Origin of the sequence: Micromonospora sp. U56 (assembly GCF_018070095.1) — a bacterium.
Taxonomy (GTDB): Bacteria; Actinomycetota; Actinomycetes; order Mycobacteriales; family Micromonosporaceae; genus Micromonospora; species Micromonospora purpureochromogenes.
This window is the reverse complement of record NZ_JAGPYL010000070.1, coordinates 1-20712: the sequence shown is the minus strand read 5'-3', so window position 1 is coordinate 20712 and position 20712 is coordinate 1. Positions and strand designations below refer to the sequence as shown.

Below are 20712 nucleotides of genomic sequence, written 5' to 3'. Positions count from 1 at the left end.
GAAGCGCCGGCGGCCAGCACGAGACCGGCCGCGGCGAGAAGGTCACGGCGTCGGATTCTGTGGAGCATGTGCTGCCTCCGTGCGGGTGGGGACTCTGCGCCGGCCGGCGGCACGGCGCATCGGACTGCTACTTCCAGTCGAGGTTGCCGTCGACGTGGTCGCCGACCGAGCGGTCTGGCGGTCGGTCCGGTGCCTGCGCCGCCGCCTGGCGTCGCAGCCTCCTGAAATCGTTTGCGGTCACCTGATGCCAACAAACGGCGGGTGCGCCCGTCAATGCGTCAGGGGGATGAAACAAGTTTCACGAGCCGGCCGGTTCGGCCCGCTTCGCCGCCCACCAGCGGCTTCGGTGCGCCTGTCCGCCGACGACGGTTCGGGCGGGAGATCGGGATTGAAACAAGTTTCAGTCTTGTCACGCATTGACCGCCGGCCCAGTGTTTGGTGTCGTGAACGTCACCACAAACGATTTCAACGTCCTGGGGTATCCGACGAGGGTTCGGAGGAGGTGCCATGCCGCCGATCACGCATCCCGCCATCACCCGCCGTGGGCTGTTCGGCCTGGGGGCAGCCGCCACCACCGCTTCCACGCTCGCCGCCGTCGCTCAGCCAGCGCGGGCGGCGGGGACGGACGGCGTCCGCATCACCAACGGCCGCCAGTACGCGGTCACGATCGTCGCCGACGTCGCGCCGCGCAGGGTGTCGAGGACACGACCAGCGGCCTGCCCCGCGACTTCCCCGGCGACCTCGAATCGTTGCTCGCCGACCACGAGTCGGCCCCGTCCGTCGAGGACCTCTACCTCGCTCAGCGTGGACGGCACTAGTTTCCGGCACTTTCCCTTCGGAGGATGCAGATGCGTGACGTGACAGGTCGGACGCTGGCCCACCCCGAGACGCCGGACCGCCGCGGGCGCCGGCGGCTGCGACGGTGCCTGATCGTGGGCGCGCTGGTCGCGGGGCTCGCGCCGTCCGGCGGCGGCGCAGCCGTCGCCGGCGCTGCTGCCCCGGCAACCACCGACCTCAGCATCACCGCGACCCTGAACGAGCACAACGCCCGGCTGACCGACGACTTCCAGGGATTCTCGGTGGAGTCGGCGGACTTCGCGCACGGCTTCCTGACCAGGGAGCGGATGTCCGAGCGCCTGCGGACGCTGGGCCCGGGTGTGATCCGGCTGGGCGGCTATTCGATGGACCTGGTGTGGCCCGCCTTCGGGCAGTGGGCCGACGCGCCGGCCCCGCCGCAGGCGATCGGCGGCACCGTCGACCAGTCCGACCTGAACAACCTCAAGCAGTTGCTGGACGCCTCCGGCTGGAAGGTGACCCTCGGCGCACCGCTCAAGACGGTGATCGACCCTTCCAAGATCAAGAATCCGTTGCGGGACCCGTCCCCCGACGTGAGCCTCGAGCAGGTGGTCGCCGAGGTGAAGGCGGCGTACGACACCCTCGGCGACGACCTGCTGGCCGTCGAGCTCGGCAACGAGTACGACAACGTCACCACCCTGACCGGGGCGGAGATGTGGGAGACGGCCAAGCGGTACCAGGCCGCGATCACAGCGGTCGTGCCGCACGCGAGGCTGAAGATCGCCGGGCCCTCGCCGAGCGGCGCGAAGAGCAGCACCCGGGTCGACGAGTTCGTGACGGCAGCGCTGGCCGACGGATCCGTCAACCCACAGAACGTTCTCGCCGAACTGTCCTCGCACTGGTACCCGTGGAGCCACTGCAGTGGCCGGACCATGACCATCCAGCAGTTGATGTCGCCGGAGACGCACCTCAACACCCGTACCAAGCTGGCCGGGATGCGGGCGGTCAGCGCGAGGCTGCACGACACGATCCCGTCGACGATCAACGAGTCGAACAGCGCCTCGTGCAGCGGGATGCCGGGGGTCAGCAACTCCTATGCCACTGCGCTGTGGTCACTGGACTACCTGCTACAGACCGCCCGGAGCGGCGTCGACCGGCTGCAGTTCCACACCAACACCGCAGCGATCTGCGGCGATTTCAAGCCGCGCGACTCCGCCGACTACCCCATCTCCTACCGCTACTACGGCGCCTTCTGCGCCGCCGACCAGACCGCACTGGACGCCGACGAGCTGTCCGCCAACCCCCTCTACTACGGCATCTGGGCGTTCCGCCAGGTTCCCGCCGGCCAGTTCGTGGACCTGGACCTTGCCGACAGCGCCCTCGACAAGATCCGCGCCTACGCCGTCCAGGGCAGGGACGGCGCCCTCACCGTCGTCCTCATCAACGTCCAGGACCCCGCCGCGGCCGACAGCACCCGCGACACCGTCGCCCTGCACCTGCCCTCGGCCTACCGGGAAGCGCGAGCGGTGACCCTGCAGAGCACGGCACCCGACGGCCTTGCCTCCCTCGACGCTGGCCGCATCACCCTCGGCGGCCGGGGCGTCTCACCCGCTGGCACCGCCACCGGCACACTGCAGGCGAGCACCGTGCCCGTCGACCACCGGTCGTCGACCATCAGCGTCGCGCCGGGCACCGCGCAGCTCATCACCTTCTCGCACTGACCGCTGGCGGAGGCCCTGACCACCCCACGACCACGGGAGCCCCACGATGCAGATTCCAGCGCCGGATCCGGTCCCACCGCTGCGGGGCCTCAGCCGCCGAACTCTGCTCGGCGGCCTCGGACTCACCGCCGCCGCTACGATGGCCGGGGCTCGGGTCGCCGCTCCCGCGGCGGCCGCCTCCGGCGGCGCTGTGCTGAGCGTCGTGGTGTCAACGGCCTCGGGCGGCCGCGGGATGCCCCTCGTGGGCTACAACACCGGCCACTTCATGCCCGGCAGCAACACCAGCGCCTGGCTGGAATACTCGCGCGTCAACGCGGTCCGCTTCTTCGCGCGCTTCGAGGACTGGTGCCCCGACGAGGCCTTCGACCCGGGCGCGGGGATCTCCGCCATCGACGACTTCGACGCGGCGAAGGAGGAGCTGCGCCGCAGCCCCGAGGACAACCGCTTCCTCGACTGGGAGCTGCTGCACGAGGTGTTCGAGCACCACGTCTACTCGAACACCAATTTCTATCGCCTCAACTACCAGCTCGCCGAGCTCAGGCGACTCGGCATCACCCCGATCATCGAGGCCGCCCAACTGCGCTGGAACAGCCCGTGGTCGGGGCTGTGGCAGCAGTGGCAGAAGCACTACGCGCTCACCTACCACCTGCCCCCCACGTACGACGTCGAGCGCTTCAACTTCATCAACGAGCCCGACCACCCCAGTGCGGCGAAGGACATCGTCGACCAGCGGGTCTACGTCCGCGGGCTGCAGATCGCCTCGGACGCCGTACGATGCGCCATCGCCGACGTAAACCAGCGCTACGGCAAGCACCTACGCGCTCTCGTGCACGCGCCGGTCATCACCCACGTGTCGAGCTCGCGCGGGAACGATCACATGGACGCCGACCCCGACGCCGACGCCCGGGACGACGAGTACGGCTGGGGCGAGATCTCGCTGCGGAACCTGCGCACCGACTACCACGGCGTACCGGTCGACTACGACATCTTCAACGTCTTCGACACCCACCACTACAACAAGACGGCCGGTGTCTACGCGTACGAGTTCGCGATGATGCGCCAGCGGATGCGTGAATACACGCCGACCGGCACCGAACTCCCGATCGTCTATTCCGAGTTCAACCGCCGCAACACGAGCGCGTTCGAGACCAGCGGCGACGACCTGAACACCCCGATGATCTACTGCGACCTGGCCCGGATCTGGGGCGAGGCGGTCACCGCGCAGGCCGAGGGCATGATCACGTTCAAGTTCCAGAACACCATGCGCGCCAACGGCATCCCGTACGGCACGGGCTGCTACTACGTCGAACACGGCGGCGTCTACGACATCCACGGCGCCACCAAGGCCGCCGAGGTCAACCGCCTCTTCGCCAAGGGCTTCGCCGGCGAGCAGCGCGGACTGCTGCGCGCCACCACCGGGGACGGCAGGACGGTCCCGGTCAGCCGCGACCAGCGGACCCGCTGCCACCATCTCTGGCTGCCCCACCCCAGCGGCAGCCCCGCGGGAGACGTCTCGCTCGACCTCAGCGGGCTGGACCTCAGCGGCGGCCAGGTGGTCGTCGAGGAGGTGGGCCCGACGTACAGCGGAGGCATCACGACGATCGCCCCGCTGCCCGCCGACGGCAGGATCACCCTGGCGCAACCCGCCGACGCCGTCTGGCTGGTCACGGTGGCGGACCCCGGCGAGTCACGCTCGTACGAGGCGTCCGCCGACTCCTCGGTGATCCAGGGCGGCCCGCCCTCCATCGGCGCCCAACAGAGCCTTGCCGTCGCCCTCGACCCGAGTGGGTCCTCGGCCGTGAGCTACCTCGCCTTCGACCTCGGCGGCGGCCCGGCGGCGCGGCGGGCCGTGCTCGAGGTACACGGCAGCAGCACCGACGGAGGGCCGCTCACCGTCATGGTGTACGCCATGACCGACACGTCCTGGGCCGGACGCGAACTGACCTGGGAGTCGGCGCCGTACCTCGACTCCGGCGCGGTCCGGCCCGCCTCGGTCGGCGACCGGCTCCACCCGGCGGGCCAGCTCACGGCGACCGGCGCCACCGGTCCCGCCCGGCTCGACGTCACCGACGCGCTACGGCACGGGCCCGGCCGTTCCCTCGGATTCCTGCTGATCCGCGAGCGGAAGCGGGCCGAGGACACCGCCGACGACGGCCCTCGCCTGGAACTTGCCGGACGTGCCGACCCCGGGTCGGCCGCCCGTCCCCGGCTGCACCTGTACAGCTAGTGCAGCGGACCGTTCACCACCGCAAGGGAGAATCCATGGGTCCACACACTGAAGGCACGCCTGTCGATCCGGATCGCGGCATCCCGGCCGCGACGCCTGTCCCGGTACGAAATCGTCGTCTGCGCCGGTCCCTCGTCGCCGGCGTACTGACGGCCGGGCTCGTGGCGGCCGGTAGTGGCCTGCCTGCGACCGCCGATGACACCCCACCCCCGACGACGAGCCTCACCCTGACGGCCACCGTGGACGGACGCAACGCGGTGCTGAGCGGGAATTTCCAGGGCTTCTCGGTGGAGTCGGCGGACTTCGCGCACGGCTTCCTCACGAAGGAGCGGATGGCCGAGAGGCTGCGGACGCTCGGTCCGAATGGCGTGATTCGGCTCGGTGGCTACTCGATGGACCTGGTGTGGCCGGCCTTCGGGGAGTGGACCGACGTGCCGGCCCCGCCCGAGGCGATCGGCGGCACGGTCGACCAGAGCGACCTGGACCGTCTCAAGGAGTTGCTGGACGCCACGGGTTGGAAGGTGACCCTCGGCGCGCCGCTCAAGACGGTCATCGACCCCTCCAAGATCAAAAATCCGACGCGGGACCCGTCCCCCGACGTCAACCTGGACCAGGTGGTCGCCGAGGTGACGGCCGCGTACGAGACGCTTGGCGAGGACCTGCTGGGCGTGGAGCTGGGCAACGAGTACGACAACGTGACCACCCTGACCGAGGCCGAGATGTGGGAGACGGCGAAGGAGTATCGGGCTGCCATCGACCAGGCGCTGCCGACCGCGCACCTGAAGGTGGTCGCTCCGTCGGCCAATACGGCGAAGACCAACACCAGGCTGGACGGGTTCGTGACCGCCGCGCTCGCCGACAAGTCCACCAACCCGCAGCAGGTGCTCTCGGAAGTGGCCTCCCACTGGTACCCATGGAGCCACTGCGGCTCGTCCCAGATGACCATCGACCAGCTGATGTCCCCGCTCACGCACACGAACACCCGCAACAAGCTCGCGGGCATCATGGCCGCCGGTGACCGGTTGCACGGCACGATCCCGATGACCATCAACGAGTCGAACAGCGCCTCGTGCAGCGGGATGCCGGCGGCGAGCAACTCGTACGCCACCTCGCTGTGGTCGCTGGACTACCTCCTGCAGGCCGCGCAGAGCGGGGTCAGCCGGTTGCAGTTCCACACGAACACCGCGGCGATCTGCGGGGACTTCAAGCCGCGGGACTCCGCCGACTACCCGATCTCCTACCGGTACTACGGCGCGTTCTGCGCGGCCGACCAGTTGGCGCTCGACAAGAACGAGCTGTCGGCGACCCCGCTGTACTACGGCATCTGGGCGTTCCGGCAGGTGCCGCAGGGGCGGTTCGTCGCCCTCGATCTCGACGACACCTACCTGGATCGGATCCGCGCCTACGCCGTTATGGGAGCGGACGGCGCGCTGACGGTGGTGCTCATCAACGTGCAGGATCCGGCCAAGGCGGACAGCACCCACGACGCGGTGACCGTGCAGCTGCCGGAGGCGTTCAGGCGCGGCAGCGTTCGCACCCTGCAGACGACCGCCCCAGAGGGGCTGGCGTCGCTGGATGCTGACCGGATCAGCCTGGGTGGTCAGCAGGTGAACCCGTCCGGGCAGGTAGTGGGTACAGCGCAGGCGACCTCCGTCCCGGTCGACCACCGCAGCGCCACCGTCGCGGTCGAGCCCGGAACCGCGCAGATCATCACGTTCTCCCACTAGCTGGCTGGGGAGCCCCCACTGGGGCTCCCCAGCTCCCCAGTTCCGCACTCGAACGATCCAGACGCTGTTGGAGTACACACATGCGCCATGCCAAGTTCCGTGGGTCAGCCGCCGCCGCAGCCGCCCTGATGATCTTCGCGACCATGTCTGCACCGGCCGATGCCGCCGATGTCCTTGCCCCACCACAACCGAGCCGCCCAGCGAACCCCGGCGGAATCCCGGACCACTTCGTCGGCCTCAGCATTGAGTGGTCATTGATCGAGCAGTACATGGGCCCGAACGCACAGCCCACCTTTGCCAACCTGCTGGCGAATCTCGGCACCGGTGTTCTGCGAATCGGGGGTTCATCGCAGGATCAGACGCCCTTCGACCCCGCGGCGCCAAATACCAACCGGGTGATCACCCCGGAGGACCTAACCGCGATCCGATCAACGCTAGATCGCGTCAACGGTGGCTCTGACCCAGGCCGCACGCCCAAGTGGGGCGTCGTCCTGGGAACCGCCCTCGCACCTGCCACGACGACGCGACCATGGATCGGCCCGGTGCACGCGAAGTCGTTCACCACCCAAGGCGTTCAGCCGGCATTCGCCGGCGCTGAGGACTACGTGGCCGGCATTGAGCTCGGCAACGAGCCGGACCTCACATACCGCTCCGACGTGGCGCCCTATCTGGCCAGGTTCCGGGAATACGCTGACGCGGACGTTACCGGGCCATTCATGCCCATCACGCCTGCCACCAGCGAACCCATCTCTCCCTGGCAGGCAATCGCGGACCGAAGCGTCCCCACCAGGTTCTTCTGGAACTGGGGCGAGGTCCTCGACAGCACAGCAGGCGCATCACGCGATGCGGAAGGTCCGCTCGGCGCATGGGCGGCAGACCACTTCTACCCATTGGCACGGACCTGTACGAATGACCAATACCGCTGCCCGACCATCGAGCGCCTGCTGTCTGAGGAACGCGTGGACAACTTCGCCTATCAGGTATACACCCACGCGACGGAGGCGGCGCGACACGGCTTGGGCTACCGAATGGAGGAGTTCAACACAGCCGCCGGTCGTGGCGCACCGGGCGTCAGCGATGTAGCGGCAAGCGCCGTGTGGGCGCTGGACGCCATGTTCCAAGCCGCCTGTCCGCAGACTCCCGACCAGCCGGGCGTCAACGCCGAATGCCGTACCGGTGCGGTAGGCGTCAACTTCCACAACGCGGAGGTCCGGGCCTTCTATTTCCCAGAGGAAGGCAATGGCTACTACAACGCGATCAAGTTCGACCCGTCGCCCGAGGCGGGTGCACCGACCGCAGCGCCGGAGTACTACGCCCTTCTCCTCTTCGCCCAGCTCGCCCAAGGTTCGAACCGCGTGCGTCCGCTGGACCTGTCCGAGTTCGCGCCCGCCGACAGTCACATCAGCGGCTGGCAGGTCGATCAGCGCGACAACCACCGCCTGTTCCTGATGAACAAGGACAGTGGTCCCGTGACGCTCACCGTCCCGGCTCCTGGAGCGCGCTACACGGTGAATCGGATGACGCCGTACGACCCCACCGGCGCGGCGCGGACGCTCGACGCCCCCAGCGTGCGCATCGACGGCCAGCAGGTCGCCGCGGACGGAACGTGGCCGGGCTTCCAGCCGACGACGGAACTGACCCACGCGGGCCAGCTGACCGTTCAGCTGGCGCCAGGGGAGACGGTAGTCCTCACCCGGCAGAGCGAAGGCTGAGCCGACGTCGAAAGGAGGGAGTCATGCCCGAGGGTGTGTCTCGTCGGACTTTCCTTGTGGGCGGCGGAGGGCTGGTGGCGGGGACCTGCCTGCCGGTTGCCTCGGCTTGGGGCGCCACCGCGCCACCTGTGCTGCCAGCTGAAGACGGGTACGACTTGTGGCTGCGGTACCGACGAGTTGGGGACCCCTCGCTGCTGGCGTCGTATCAGTGACGAGCGCCACCTGACTGCTGCGTGAGGGCCCCGCCGCTCGACGCCGTACCCGACGTCGAGCGGCGGCTCAGTCGCTGGTCAGCAGGCCGCTGGCCGCCCTGAGCTGGTCGACTGCCCGGCGCAGGGCGGCCACGATCCGCTCCTCGCTGTCGGCTCCGATCCGGGCCACCGGCACGGAGAGGCTGATCGCGTCCGTCGCCGGCGACCGCAGGGGCACGGCCATCGCGACGCAGATGATGCCGTCGGTATTCTCCTCGTGGTCCACCGCGTAGCCCCGCGCCCGGATGGCGGCCAACTCGGTGTGCAGCGCGTCCGGGGCGGTGACGGTGTGCCGGGTCAGGGCGGGCAGCGGCCAGCTCAGCAGCCCGTCGACCTCCTCGTCGGTGCGCTCGGCGAGCAGCACCTTGCCGAGGGCGGTGGCGTGGGCCGGCAGGTGCCGCCCGATGGCGCTGTACAACCGCAGGGGGTGCACGGATTCGCGTTTGGCGAGGTAGACGACGTGCGGCCCGTCGAGGCGTCCGAGGTGGACGGTCTCGCCGAACTGGCGGGACAGGTCGTCGAGCACGGTGCCGAGCAGCGCGGTGGTGTCGTCCGCGGTGAGGTACGCGGCGCCGACCTGTAGTGCGCGGATGCCGAGCCCGAATCGGGTGCCCGTCAGGTCGCTCTCCACCCAGCCGCGCTTGACCAGGGTGCGGAGGATGCCGTGCAGGCTGCTCTTCGGGATGTCGAGGGCACGGGCCAGGTCGACGAGGGAACGCCGCTGCGGCGAGGCGGCGAGCTCTTCCAGCACCTCCAGTGTCCGGCCGGCGGACTTCACCGGGGCGAATCCTTCGGGCGAGGTCATGGCGGCCACTTTAGCGGGGTTGACACGACGACGGACTCCGATAGGGTCAAGTATGTGACTAGCGTTCGTCATTCTGAACACACTGAATCGGGAGCTGGCGGCGTGGTCGAGGCCGTCGGATCCGGTCGGATCCTGCCCGTGGTCGTGCTCGACGACGCCCGCGACGCCGCCCCGCTCGCCGCGGCGCTCGTCGAGGGTGGCCTGCACAGCGTCGAGGTCACCTTTCGCACTGACGCAGCGGCCGAGGCGATCCGGGCCATGTCGGAGCGGCCCGACCTCCTCGTCGGCGCCGGCACCGTGCTGACCCCGGCCCAGGTCGACCGGGCGGTCGAGGCCGGTGCGCGTTTCGTCGTCAGTCCCGGCTTCGGGCCGGCAGTCGTCCGGCACTGCCAGCAGCTCGGTGTGCCGGTCTTCCCCGGCGTCACCAGCCCCACCGAGATCATGCTGGCGCTGGACGCCGGGCTCGACACGGTGAAGTTCTTCCCGGCCGAGCAGCTTGGCGGCATCGGGATGATCAAGGCGCTGGCCGCGCCGTTCCGCTCGGTGCGGTTCATTCCGACCGGCGGGGTGAACACCGACAACCTCGCCGCCTACCTGGCCCACCCCGCGGTGTTGGCGGTCGGCGGCACATGGATGGTCGCCCCGGACCTGATCATCGCCGGGCGCTGGGACGAGGTCACCCGCCGTACCGCGGCCGCCGTGGCGGCGGCCCGATCCGCATCGGAGGCGTGAGGTGCTCAAGATCCGTCCCGCTGGCGAGTGCCGGTACGACCTGGTCTCGCTCGGCGAGATCATGTTGCGCCTCGACCCGGGCGAGGGCCGGGTGCGCACCGCCCGCAGCTTCCGGGTCTGGGAGGGCGGCGGGGAGTACAACGTTGCCCGTGGCCTGCGCCGCTGCTTCGGGCTGCGCACCGCCGTGGTCACCGCCTTCGCCGACAACGAGGTGGGCCGCCTACTGGAGGACCTGGTCCTGCAAGGGGGCGTGGACACCTCGTTCATCACCTGGATGCCGTACGACGGGATCGGCCGTACGGTCCGCAACGGCCTCAACTTCACCGAGCGCGGCTTCGGCGTACGCGGCGCCGTCGGCACCTCGGACCGCGGGCACAGCGCCGCAAGCCAGCTGCGGCCTGAGGATGTCGACTGGGACCACCTCTTCGGCACCCTCGGGGTGCGCTGGCTGCACACCGGTGGCATCTACGCCGCCCTGTCCGCCACGACCCCCGACACCATCGAGGCGGCGATCACCGCCGCCCGCCGGCACGGCACGGTCATCTCGTACGACCTGAACTACCGGCCCAGCCTGTGGAAGACCATCGGCGGGCAGGCGCGGGCGCGGGAGGTCAACCGGCGGCTCGCCCGCTACGTCGACGTGATGATCGGTAACGAGGAGGACTTCACCGCGTCGCTGGGCTTCGAGGTGCCCGACACCGACGCGTCGCTGTCCCACCTCGAGGTGGCCAACTTCGAGCGGATGATCGAGGCGGTCACGAAGGAGTACGACAACTTCGCGGTCGTAGCCACCACCCTGCGTACGGTCCGCAGCGCCACGGTCAACGACTGGGGCGCGATCGCGTGGTCGGCCGAGAGCGGGTTCGTCGAGGCGACCCACCGGGCCGGCCTGGAGATCCTCGACCGGGTCGGCGGCGGCGACAGCTTCGCCTCCGGCTTGATCTACGGGCTGCTGAAGACGGGCGACCTGGCCACGGCGGTGGAGTACGGCGCGGCGCACGGAGCCCTGGCCATGACCACCCCCGGCGACACCTCCATGGCGAGCCTGAAGGAGGTCGAGTCCCTCGTCCGCGGCGGGGGCGCTCGCGTCCAGCGGTAGCGGCCGGAACGACCCGCCGGCGGGTCCGGCGAAAGCAGCTGGCCCGGTCCCTGTCGAGGGACCGGGCCAGCGCTGCTTCCTTCTGTATGGACCGGCCACGCCGATCCCTCCTCATGATCGAGTTGCGCGCGAAGCATGGGCGGTGCGTCGACGCCCGGTGACCGCGGCGCCGACGCCACCGTCACTTACTCGTACGCTTCGAGCTCCATGATCCTGCTGTACCCGTGGTCGTTGGAGTCGTGGACGACTATCCGCAGGGCGCTCGCCGTCGTTGCCGGGAAGGTCGACTCGACGACGCCCGCCGCGTTGCCCCGCACTTCCGCCGCCGTCTGCCAGGCACCATCGACCTGCAGCTGAACGTCGTAGTCGCGCAGTCCCCAGTTGGCCGCCGGGTACTGCCGACTGTCCAGCGTGAAGACCTTCACCCGTCCGAGCCGCACCGGGTGCTCCCAGGTGGCGGTGAGTGAATCGGGGAACGCGCCGGCCGTGCCGTCGTTCCAGCCGCCCGCACCGTTGTTCCACTGCTCGGAGTCGGTGTTCCCGTTGTTCGCCAGCGACGGCGAGGAATTCGCGTGGGTGCTCGACGCGGACATCGTGGCCGCGCGCACCCAGTTGTCGGTCGCCAGCAGGGCCACCGTCAGGGACTCGCCGCCCACCTCGAAGGTCAGCGTGCCGTCCGGCGTGCCGCGATCCCGCACGACCGTCACCGGAACCTCGAGCGAACCGCCGGCAGGCACGGTCGCCTGCTCGGACGCGATCGTCACCCGATAGCCCAGGCCAGCGCTCACCGTCGGCCGTACGACCGAGTCGGCGTCGGTGGTGTTCTGCATGGTGAACACCACCCGGGCCGGCTCCTCAGGCAGCGTGAGCACCTCGTGCGCGGAGGCACCCGCCACCACGACCGGGGGCAGGACCGACGCGGGATCCACCATGGCGAGCGCGTTCAGGTGCCAGTACTCGCCGGGGATGCCGGACAGGCGAAGGTCCACCGTCCTGCCGGACGGCCCGCCGTCGAGTGTGAAGCTCAGCCACTCGAACTCGTTGCCCGCGAGCACCCGACTGCGGGCCAGCTCGACCCCGTCGACGCTGACGATGGTGGGCCGCGAGCCGACGACGTCGCCGACGAGGAGATACGTGGGGTACGAACCCGGTGGGACGGCGATGCGCAGGGTGCGGGCCGGGACATCGGCGCAGAAGTCGCGCCGTAGTGCGTCCAGGGCCGCTCCGCGGTCGCGCTGCTGCGGCGGGGTCCCCACCCATCCGAAGCCGCGTTGCGCGTCCCAGGCGGTCTCCGGGCTCAGCCGCGCGTATCCGGGCAGCAGTGGGCTGGACTTGGATCCGGCGTCGAGGGCGTGCACGCATCGCCGGCCGACCGGCGCCACGACCAGGGACGTGTTCGTACCCCCGAGGACGGGCCTACCACCCGCTTGCACGTCGGCGCTGACCGAGACGATCGCCCCGACCGTGGGGGGAATGACCGGCAGGTCGACCACCTCGAACTGCCGGGACTCGATCGCCGTGGTCGCCGCCTTGGCTGTCCAGCCGTCGGGGGTGTTCACCCGCGCCGTGACGTCGAGCGCGGTCGGCGACGCATTGCCGATCTCCATCGGAAGGCGATTCGGCCACCCGCCCAGGAGCAGCTCCGCGCCCGGATCGGCGAGCTTGACCTGCACCCACGAGCGGCGTTCGTCGAGCACCCGGCTCAGTCTGAAGAAGTAGGCGACGATGGTGTCCCGCCAGACCGTGGCGTGCGTGATCTGCGCGTCGAAACGCTCCGCGACCTCCGCGTGCCGCCGGCTGTCCACCCATGGTTCGGCGTCGTCCCAGGTACGGCGGTAACCCTCAGCTGTGGCGAGCCCCTCGAAGTGGCTGTCGTAGATGTGCTGGACCACCGTCTTGCCCGAGTGCAGCCGGTGGGTGTACGCGACGCGGTGCATGAACAGCAGCAACTCGTCGGGCACGGATTCCAGGGACTCGTAGATCTGCTTCCGCGGCTCGTGATAGAGGCCGGTGAACCCGGTGCCGGTCGCGACCGTCCGGTCAAACCCCACGGACGTGCTGTCGGCGATCTGCGCGCTCGCCGGTTCGGGGTCGTAGTGGTCGCCGTTGCCAGCCACGAGGTTCCCGACGCCCAGCGGCGACGTGTAGTCCTCGAACGTCGCCCACGACCCGAGCAGCATCGCGGTCAGCGGCTTGACCAACCGCGGCTGCGAGCCGAACGTCATCCGGACCCACTCGTCCGTGATCTGTTTCGCCGACAGGCTGGGATCCCAGGCGAGGCGCCCGTAGCCGTACGCGTTCGCGCCCGCGAGGTGGTGGCCGGTCCAGTTCCGGTCGTCGCCGAAGTTGGCGACGCCGGCCAGTCCGCCGTGGGCGGAGCCGAAGGCCGAGCCGTCCACGACGTGCGCCACCGTCGTGCCCGCCCCCTTGGCGTACGTGTCGAAGGCCAGGACCCTCTTCCACCAGGGGACGAGGTAGCACAGGTGGGTGGCGTGGCCGGTGTGCTCCTGGGTGACCTGCAGCTCGAGGGTCATGTTGGTGTGGGGCATGGCCCCGAAAAGCGGGTGCACGGGCTCGCGGACGTGGAAGTCGACCGGTCCGTACTTCGCCTGCACCACGGCGTTGTCTGCGAAGCGGCCGTCCAGGGGGCGGAAGGTGCGGTAGGCGTCGGTGGAGACGTCCCCATCGCTCAGGTCGTACACGAACGCCCGCCAGATGACGAGGCCGCCGTGCGGTGCGACCGCTTCGGCTATCACGTTGGCGCCGTCCGCGTGCGTGCGGCCGTACTCGGCCGGACCTGGCTGCCCCTCGGAGTTGGCCTTCACGAGGAACCCGCCGAAGTCCGGGATCTTCCCGTACACCTCCGCGGCCTTGTCGCGCCACCAAGCCTTAACGCGGGGGTCGAGTGGGTCGGCGGTCGGCAGCCGGTCGAGGACGATCGGGCTGGCGAAGTTGGCCGAGAGCATCAGCGTCACACCCCACGGCCGCAGCGCATCGGCCACGGCGGCCACCTCGTCCAGCATTTTCGCCGTCAGGAACTGCGGGTTCGCGTTGACGTTGTTGACCACCGTCCGGTTGATTCCCAGCGACGCCAGATACCGCGCATAGTCGCCGACCAGCGGTGACAGGCCGGGCACCGACCACTGGAAGATCGACCCGCCGGAATACCCGCGCTCGACGGTGTCGTTGGTGTTGTCCCAGTGGTTGAGCAGCCGCAACGGGTTCGCCGGCCGGTCCCGGACGTCCAGCCGCTCGACCGGCTGCTCGGTCTGCAGCAGCCGCAGCAGGTGGAAGGCGCCGTAGAGCACGCCGCGATCTCCCGTGCTCGCCACCACCACGATGTCCTTGCCGCCGTCGCCGCGCACCCGACGCAGCACGAAGCCCTCCGGACCGAGCTCGTCCAGTTCGCCGGCGGGCAGCAGATCGCGCACCAGGGCCGAGCTGCTCGGGGTGCCCAGCACCACAGCACCCTGCTCGGACGGCTGGGCCGCAGTCGGGACGTTGCGGTTCAACAGCCCGCTGAGGCCCCGCGTCAGCTCAGCCGCCGCGGAGTGCAGCACCGGCGATTCGCCTTGGCGTACGACGTGCGTGAACGCCAGGGTGTATTCCGTACGTCGGCCCGGGTTTCCCACCGGCCGATACCGCAACCACAGGTCGTACCCGTCCTCGGCCGGATCGAGCTGGGGCAACTGCGCTGGCTGGGCTTGCGCCGCCAGCGCCTGCGCGGGCAGCAGCCATGCGCCGGCCACGACTCCGGCGCCTGCTGTCAACAGCTGTCGCCTGGTCAGTCCCGACATCGTCTCTCCTCGTCTCTGTTTTTCCTCAATGCCGTGGTCCCGGTCGCTGGCGCGGCCGGATGCGATGGGCACGCGTCGGGTCGGCGGCCGGTCGTCCGCGTCACTCGGCCCGTTGCAGGACGAGCGCCACCAGACGCCAGTAGCCGTCCCGCTGGGAGCCGACCAGTTCCAGGTCGGCGGTCCGGCCGTCCGCGCCGCCGTCCAGCGAGAACCTGAACCAGCGGAACTGCCCCTGCGGGATGATCTCCGGGCCGGAGGAGCCGAGGTCCTGCGAGTTCTCGCGGATCGTCGTCGTTCCCGAGGGCGCGAACGCGTCGCCCGTCAGCACGTGCATGTGGTGTACGCCGGGCGGCACGGCGACCCGTAGCACGTACGGTGCGTCCCGTCCGAGCGTGAGGTCGCGCCGGAGATCGTCGAGGAGATTGCGGTCGCGGAAGTCCGGCGTCCGGCCGACCCAGCCGTACCCATGGGCCGGATCCCAGGCGTCCTCGGGGGCCAGTCGCTTGTACGTGGCCAGCACAGGGCTCGCCGAACCGCCGGCGTCCAGCGCGAGCGCCACCTCGTCGCCGGGTGGCACCGCGACCACGGACAGGGACCGCTCGCCGTCTCCTACCTCTGCCTCGGCAGTCACCCGGACGCGAACGGTCGCGATCGTGGGGACCATTGACGGCGTGACCTTGACCCGCACAACTTCCTCCCGGCCGGCGGGCAGCACGTGGGACACGGGTTCGCTCACCCAGCCATCCGGCACGTCGATCTCGATCGAGACCGGGACGAGCTCGTTGCCGGTGTTGGCCACCGATACGGCGACCTCTGCCGGAAGGCCACCCAGCCAGGCGAACTCGGCCTCGACGTCGGTCAGCACGGCCGGGGGCAGGACCGAGTTGGGATCGACGATGACGAGCGCGCACAGATGCCAGAACTGGTCGGGAACGCTGTCGAACGTCAGGTCCACAGTGCGACCGCTGGCGCCGCTGTCGAGCGAGAACCGGACCCAGGCGAATGACCCGCCGGGGAGGTACGGGCTCTCGGCCACCCGCTGTCCGTCAGCGGCGATGAAGGTCGGGTAGGAGTCGGGCCCGCCGTCCCCGACGAGCACCGCGACGTCGTGCCGCCCGGCTGGGATCGCGATCCTGAGCGTACGGGCCGGGTAGTCGCCGCAGAAGTCGCGTCGCAGCGCATCCCACCCTGTTCCCCGGTCGCGATCCTGCGGAGCGCCCCCAACCCAGCCGAACCCACGCTTCGGATCCCAGGCGGTTGCCGGCGTCAGCCGCTGGTAGTCGCGGACAAGCGGGCTGCTGGACGAGCCGGCATCGAGCGCGAGCAGGCACCGCCTGCCCGCCGGCGTCACCACGAACTGCTTGCCCGTGGTGCCGAGCGTCTCCAGCGCGGTGGGCTCGACGGCGAGGTCCAGGGTCACCATGTCCGCAGTGAGGGGCGGCTGCACCGCCAACTTCAGCGTCGCGAACTCGGTGGACGGGATGGAACGTTCGCCGGGCGACGCATTCCAGTGGTCGTCGGGGACCGCAACGGTGGAGCGGACGGTGAGGTCCTCGCCGGTCGCGTTGCCGATCTCGACGGGCAATCGGTTGGGCCAGCCACCGAAGAGCACGGCCGACGCTCCGCTGAGGTCCGCCTGCAGCCAGCCACGGCGCTCGTCGAGGATCCTGCTGTAGCTGAAGAAGAACGCCGCCACGGTGTCGCGCCAGAGCCGCGCATGTGCCATCTGGTCGTCGAACGTCTTCCGTACGTCGGCGTGTCGCTGCGGGTCGACGTACGGGCCCATCCGCAGCCAGGTCTCCCGCTGCTTCAGGGCATGGCGGAAACCGTCGAAGTGGCTGTCGTAGATGTGCTGAATCACGGTCTTGCCGGACTGCAGCCGGTGCGTGTACGGCACCTTGTGCATGAAGAGCAGGAGTTCGTCCGGGACGGAGGCCAGCGACTCGTAGGTGTCGGCCCAGTACTTGTGATAGAGGGCGGTGTACCCGGTGCCGGTCGCCGCCGTCCGGTCGAAGCCGGTGCCGGTCGCGTCGGTGTAGTGGGACAGGTTGAGCGTCGATCGGGGGTCCGGATCGAAGTGCGCGCCCAGCGGGTAGGTGAGATAACCCATGCCGAGCGGCGAGGTGTAGTTCTCGTACGTGCGCCTCGATCCGATCAGCACGTTGGTGAGAGCCGCGACCAGGACGTCGTTGTTCCCGAAGGTCATCCGCACCCACTCCCGCGCGATCTCCTTCGCGTCGAGCCTCGGGTTCCAGGCGAGTCGGGCGTAGCCGTGGGTATTGGCGGCCCCCAGTTGGTAGCCGGTCCAGTCCCGGTCGTCACCGAAGTTCACCACCCCCGCGAAGCCGACATTCGTCTGGCCGTACGCACTGCCGTCGACGATCCGGGCCACGGTGGTGCCCTCGCCCTGCATGTGCGTGTCGAAGTCGAGCACCTCCTTCCACTGCGGCACGAGGTAGCACAGGTGGGTGGCGTGACCCGTGTATTCCTGGGTGATCTGCAGCTCGATCATCTGGTTCGTGTTCGGCATCGCCCCGAAGAGCGGATTCACCGGCTCGCGGACCTGGAAGTCGATCGGGCCGTTCTTGGTCTGGACCGCGACGTTGTCGGCGAAGTCGCCGTCCAGCGGAGCGAATACCCGGTGCTGGTACTCGGCCCAGTCGCGGAACCCCTCGTGGACGAACGACCGCCAGATGATGATGCCGTTGTGCGGCGCAACGAGGTCGGCGAGCATGTTGGCGCCGTCGGCGTGCGTGCGACCGTAGTCCAGCGGGCCGGGTTGACCTTCAGAGTTGGCCTTGACCAGGAACCCGCCGAAGTCGGGTATCGCGTCGTATATTTCGGCTACCTTGGCCCGCCACCATGCCTGCACCCGTGCGTCGAAGGGGTCGGCCGTCCTGATCGGGTCGGCGTCACCCGAGGTGAGGATGATGGGGCTCGCATAGTTGGCGGAGAGGTAGAAGGTGACGCCCCATTCGCGGAGGAGCCCGGCGAGAGCCGCCAGACCCGGGAGGCGGTTCGATGCCAGGAATTGGGCGTTGGCGTTGACGTTGTTGACCACCGTGCCGTTGATCCCGACCGAGGCGAGGGCTCTCGCGTAGTCGGTGTAGCGCGCATCCAGCGCCGGAAGTTCGTCCCATTTGAAGATCGAGCGGCCGGCGTAGCCGCGCTCCACCGACCGGTTCAGGTTGTCCCAGTGGTTGATCAGACGCAGCGGGCCCGCTGGCCGCTCGCGCACGTCCAACCGGCCGAGTGGTTCCTCCGTCTGAAGCAGCCGCAGGAGATGGAACGTTCCGTACAGGACGCCGCGTTCACCGGCACTGGCCACGACGGTCACCTCGATGCCGCGCAGGACGATGCGGCGCAGGACGTATCCCTCCGGGCCCAGATCGGTCAGCTCTTCGCCACGTACCGCGGAGCGGATTAGCGGAGAGCTGTCCGGCGTGCCCAACACCACGGCCCCCGACCGGGTCAATTCCTCCGACTCCGGCACGTCTCGGGCCAGTAGACCCGCCAGACCTCGAGCCAGCTCCGACGCGGCGGATCGCAGCACCGGCGTGTCGCCGTGGCGGACGATCTGAGTGAAGGCCTGCTCGTACTCGACTCGGCGTTCACGATGACCGACGGGCTGGTACCGCAGCCACAACCGATAGCCGTCCTCGAGTGGCAACTGGTCCTCGACGGGGCTGGCAAAGGCCGTCTGCGCCTCCGCGGCCATCAGGAAGGCACCCAGGATGCCTCCTCCGCCGGCCTTCAACAGTGACCGGCGCGATACGCCTGGCATGCGGTCCTCCTTCAGCAGGTGCTGGCACGGGAGAGGGAAGCTACTGCAACGGCTCTGAAACCGTTTGCGATGGCAAGCTGACCACACCAGACGCCTGGCAGACGGTCAATGCGTTGCACGGCTGAAACTTGTCTCAGCCGTCGGGTGCTGAGCGTGGTGGCATCAGCGTTCCGTCGCTGAACACCCTGCAGACCGGCCCTGTAGGGTTCCAAAATCCTGTCACGTGCGCTGATCTGGTCTTTTATGCGGCTCGTTCGTACTCGTTGATCAGCCCGCCGAGGATGGGCCGGCGTTTGGTCCGCTCGTGGGTTAGGTCGACGACAGGACGGTCGGATCGTGGGGGTCGCAGCTGCAGTGCTCGATGCGGACGTCGTCTGTTGTAGTGGTGGGCGTAGCGTTCGAGTGTTCGGCGTAGGGGCCGTTCACCGGCGACGAGCATGCGGTCTGTGACTTCGCGGCGGACGGTGCCGACGAACCTTTCCGCGTAGGCGTTGGCTCGCGGGTTCTGCGGTGGGATCTTGCACACAGTGATGCCGGAATCGGCCAGGACGGCGTCGAAGGCGGCGGTGAACTGGCCGGCCCGGTCACGGATCAGCGCCTTGAACTGGCTGGCCCGATCGCCGAGGTCCATGAGCAGGTTGCGGGCCTGCTGAACGGTCCACGGCCCGTCGGGGTTGGCGGTGATGCCGAGGATGTGTACGTACCAGTCGCCGACCTCCATCACGAAGAACACGTACAGGCGCTGGAGGGTGAGCGCGCAGTCCACATGGAAGAAGTCACACGCCAGCATCGTCGACGCCTGCGTGCGGAGGAACCGGCGGCAGGTGGTGTGGTCGCGGCGGACCGGCGCTGGCGGTATGCCCAGATGCTTGAGGATCCGGCGGATTGTGGAGGCGCCGATCCGGTGCCCGAGGCCGAGCAGTTCGCCTTGGATGCGCTGGTATCCCCAGCCTGGGTTGTCCCGGGCCATCTGCTCAACCAGGCCGGCCACGATTGGGTCGACGGGTGGGCGCCCGGCCCGGTTTGGGTAGGTCCAGTGGCGGGCGACCAGGCGTCGATGCCAGCGCATGACCGTAGCCGGGCTGACGAGCCGGTGTACCTTCAACGCCCTGGGTAGAAGTCTGATCAGGGCGGCGAGCACGGCTCGGTCCGTCCAGTCCAGTCGCGGCTTCGGGCTTTGCCGGCGCAGGATCGCGTTCTCGTTGCGTAAGACGAGGATCTCCACGTCCTTGGCCGCGCCGGTTCGGGCGAGGAGGGCCAGCCAGCCGGTGATACGACACAGCACAAGGTACAGCAGACGCAGCGACACAAGTGCCGATCATTCCCGACACCGCGGGCCACGACATTCGCCCAGTTCAGTGGCTGTGGCCCTGTGCGTGCCGAAAATCCCGTCCATACAGGTCAAGCGGCATGTCGGTACTCGTGGAGGATGCCGCTGAGTCGATCACGTCTGCGGATGTCGAGGTGGTCGAGTCGGTCCGGTTCGGTGATCGGTTGGGGGAGCGGGCGTAGGGGTGCCGCGGCGCGGAGCGCCCGGTGGGACCGGTGCTCGTTGTAGAAGGTCTCGTACTCGCGGAGCGCGTGCATCAGGTGGGCCTGGTTCACGATCAAGGTGCGGTCGAGGAGTTCGGCTCTGCACGAGCGCACCCAGCGCTCCATGATCGCGTTCATGCGAGGTACGCGGACACCGGTCTTCACGATGGCGATATCTTCGCCTTCGAAGACCGCGTCGAACGCGGCCGTGTACCTGCTGTCGCGGTCCCGGACCAGGTACCTCACCGTGGCGCCAGCGTCCTGGAGGTCCATGACCAGGTTGCGGGCCAGTTGCGCGGTCCAGGCCGCGGTGGGGTGGGCGGTGGCACCGAGAACACGGACGCGGCGGGTGGCGTGCTCGATGACAGCGAAGACGTACAGCCGTGCGCCGGTCAGGGTCCGTGTCAAGCCCCGGGTTTGATGGAGAGTTGGTTAGCTGGTTTTCAGGGGTCCGGTGACCGGGTGGGTCATCGTGTGTAGCGCCTCGTGCTCAGCCGGCGGGACGTGCCCGAGTTCGCCGTGCAGCCGG

General features: G+C 69.2%; 12 protein-coding genes. 6 read left to right on the top strand and 6 right to left on the bottom strand.

The features are described from left to right. Window positions 1–599 precede the first annotated feature (599 nt). On the bottom strand, window positions 600–815 hold the full coding sequence (locus tag KBX37_RS21930) for a hypothetical protein (protein ID WP_210777799.1): 216 nt from the start codon (window positions 813–815) through the stop codon (window positions 600–602). A 33-nt stretch (window positions 816–848) separates the two neighbouring features. On the opposite strand from KBX37_RS21930, the gene KBX37_RS21925 reads away from it, so the two are divergent. The 4 genes from KBX37_RS21925 to KBX37_RS21910 all read left to right on the top strand — a co-directional run bounded on the left by KBX37_RS21925 (window position 849) and on the right by KBX37_RS21910 (window position 8182). Further along, window positions 849–2516 (top strand): glycosyl hydrolase family 79 C-terminal domain-containing protein, encoded by a 1668-nt coding sequence (locus tag KBX37_RS21925; RefSeq protein ID WP_210777798.1) that lies wholly within the window; start codon window positions 849–851, stop codon window positions 2514–2516. A 241-nt stretch (window positions 2517–2757) separates the two neighbouring features. Further along, window positions 2758–4743, top strand: a complete 1986-nt coding sequence (locus tag KBX37_RS21920) for a hypothetical protein (RefSeq protein ID WP_210777797.1) — start codon at window positions 2758–2760, stop codon at window positions 4741–4743. A gap of 239 nt (window positions 4744–4982) precedes the next feature. Next, window positions 4983–6470 (top strand): glycosyl hydrolase family 79 C-terminal domain-containing protein, encoded by a 1488-nt coding sequence (locus KBX37_RS35670; protein ID WP_210777796.1) that lies wholly within the window; start codon window positions 4983–4985, stop codon window positions 6468–6470. A gap of 80 nt (window positions 6471–6550) precedes the next feature. Further along, entirely contained in the window at window positions 6551–8182 is a 1632-nt protein-coding gene (locus KBX37_RS21910) for a hypothetical protein (protein WP_210777795.1), read from the top strand. A gap of 279 nt (window positions 8183–8461) precedes the next feature. Here KBX37_RS21910 and KBX37_RS21905 read toward each other — a convergent pair whose 3' ends face one another. After that, on the bottom strand, window positions 8462–9238 hold the full coding sequence (locus KBX37_RS21905; protein ID WP_210777794.1) for an IclR family transcriptional regulator: 777 nt from the start codon (window positions 9236–9238) through the stop codon (window positions 8462–8464). Window positions 9239–9340: 102 nt separating this feature from the next. On the opposite strand from KBX37_RS21905, the gene eda reads away from it, so the two are divergent. Together eda and KBX37_RS21895 are read left to right on the top strand one after the other, a co-directional pair. Then, a complete protein-coding gene (gene eda, locus KBX37_RS21900) occupies window positions 9341–9970 on the top strand; it encodes a bifunctional 4-hydroxy-2-oxoglutarate aldolase/2-dehydro-3-deoxy-phosphogluconate aldolase (RefSeq protein ID WP_210777793.1) in 630 nt (209 codons plus the stop codon). 1 nt (window position 9971) lies between these two features. Further along, window positions 9972–11069: a sugar kinase gene (locus KBX37_RS21895; protein ID WP_307849155.1), complete on the top strand. Its 1098-nt coding sequence runs from the start codon at window positions 9972–9974 to the stop codon at window positions 11067–11069. A gap of 185 nt (window positions 11070–11254) precedes the next feature. On the opposite strand, the gene KBX37_RS21890 is transcribed toward KBX37_RS21895, so the two are convergent. From KBX37_RS21890 to KBX37_RS21875, 4 genes are all read right to left on the bottom strand, one after another. Then, window positions 11255–14866 carry an alpha-glucuronidase family glycosyl hydrolase gene (locus tag KBX37_RS21890; protein WP_210777792.1) on the bottom strand — a complete coding sequence of 1204 codons (3612 nt, stop codon included), beginning with the start codon at window positions 14864–14866 and terminating at the stop codon, window positions 11255–11257. Between the two features lie 100 nt (window positions 14867–14966). Continuing rightward, a complete protein-coding gene (locus KBX37_RS21885; protein ID WP_210777791.1) occupies window positions 14967–18650 on the bottom strand; it encodes an alpha-glucuronidase family glycosyl hydrolase in 3684 nt (1227 codons plus the stop codon). Between the two features lie 241 nt (window positions 18651–18891). Further along, window positions 18892–19959 carry an integrase core domain-containing protein gene (locus tag KBX37_RS21880; RefSeq protein WP_210777790.1) on the bottom strand — a complete coding sequence of 356 codons (1068 nt, stop codon included), beginning with the start codon at window positions 19957–19959 and terminating at the stop codon, window positions 18892–18894. A gap of 92 nt (window positions 19960–20051) precedes the next feature. Next, the gene (locus KBX37_RS21875; protein ID WP_210777789.1) at window positions 20052–20591 is read right to left on the bottom strand and encodes an integrase core domain-containing protein; all 540 of its coding nucleotides are present in this window, start codon (window positions 20589–20591) and stop codon (window positions 20052–20054) included. Window positions 20592–20712: the final 121 nt, after the last annotated feature.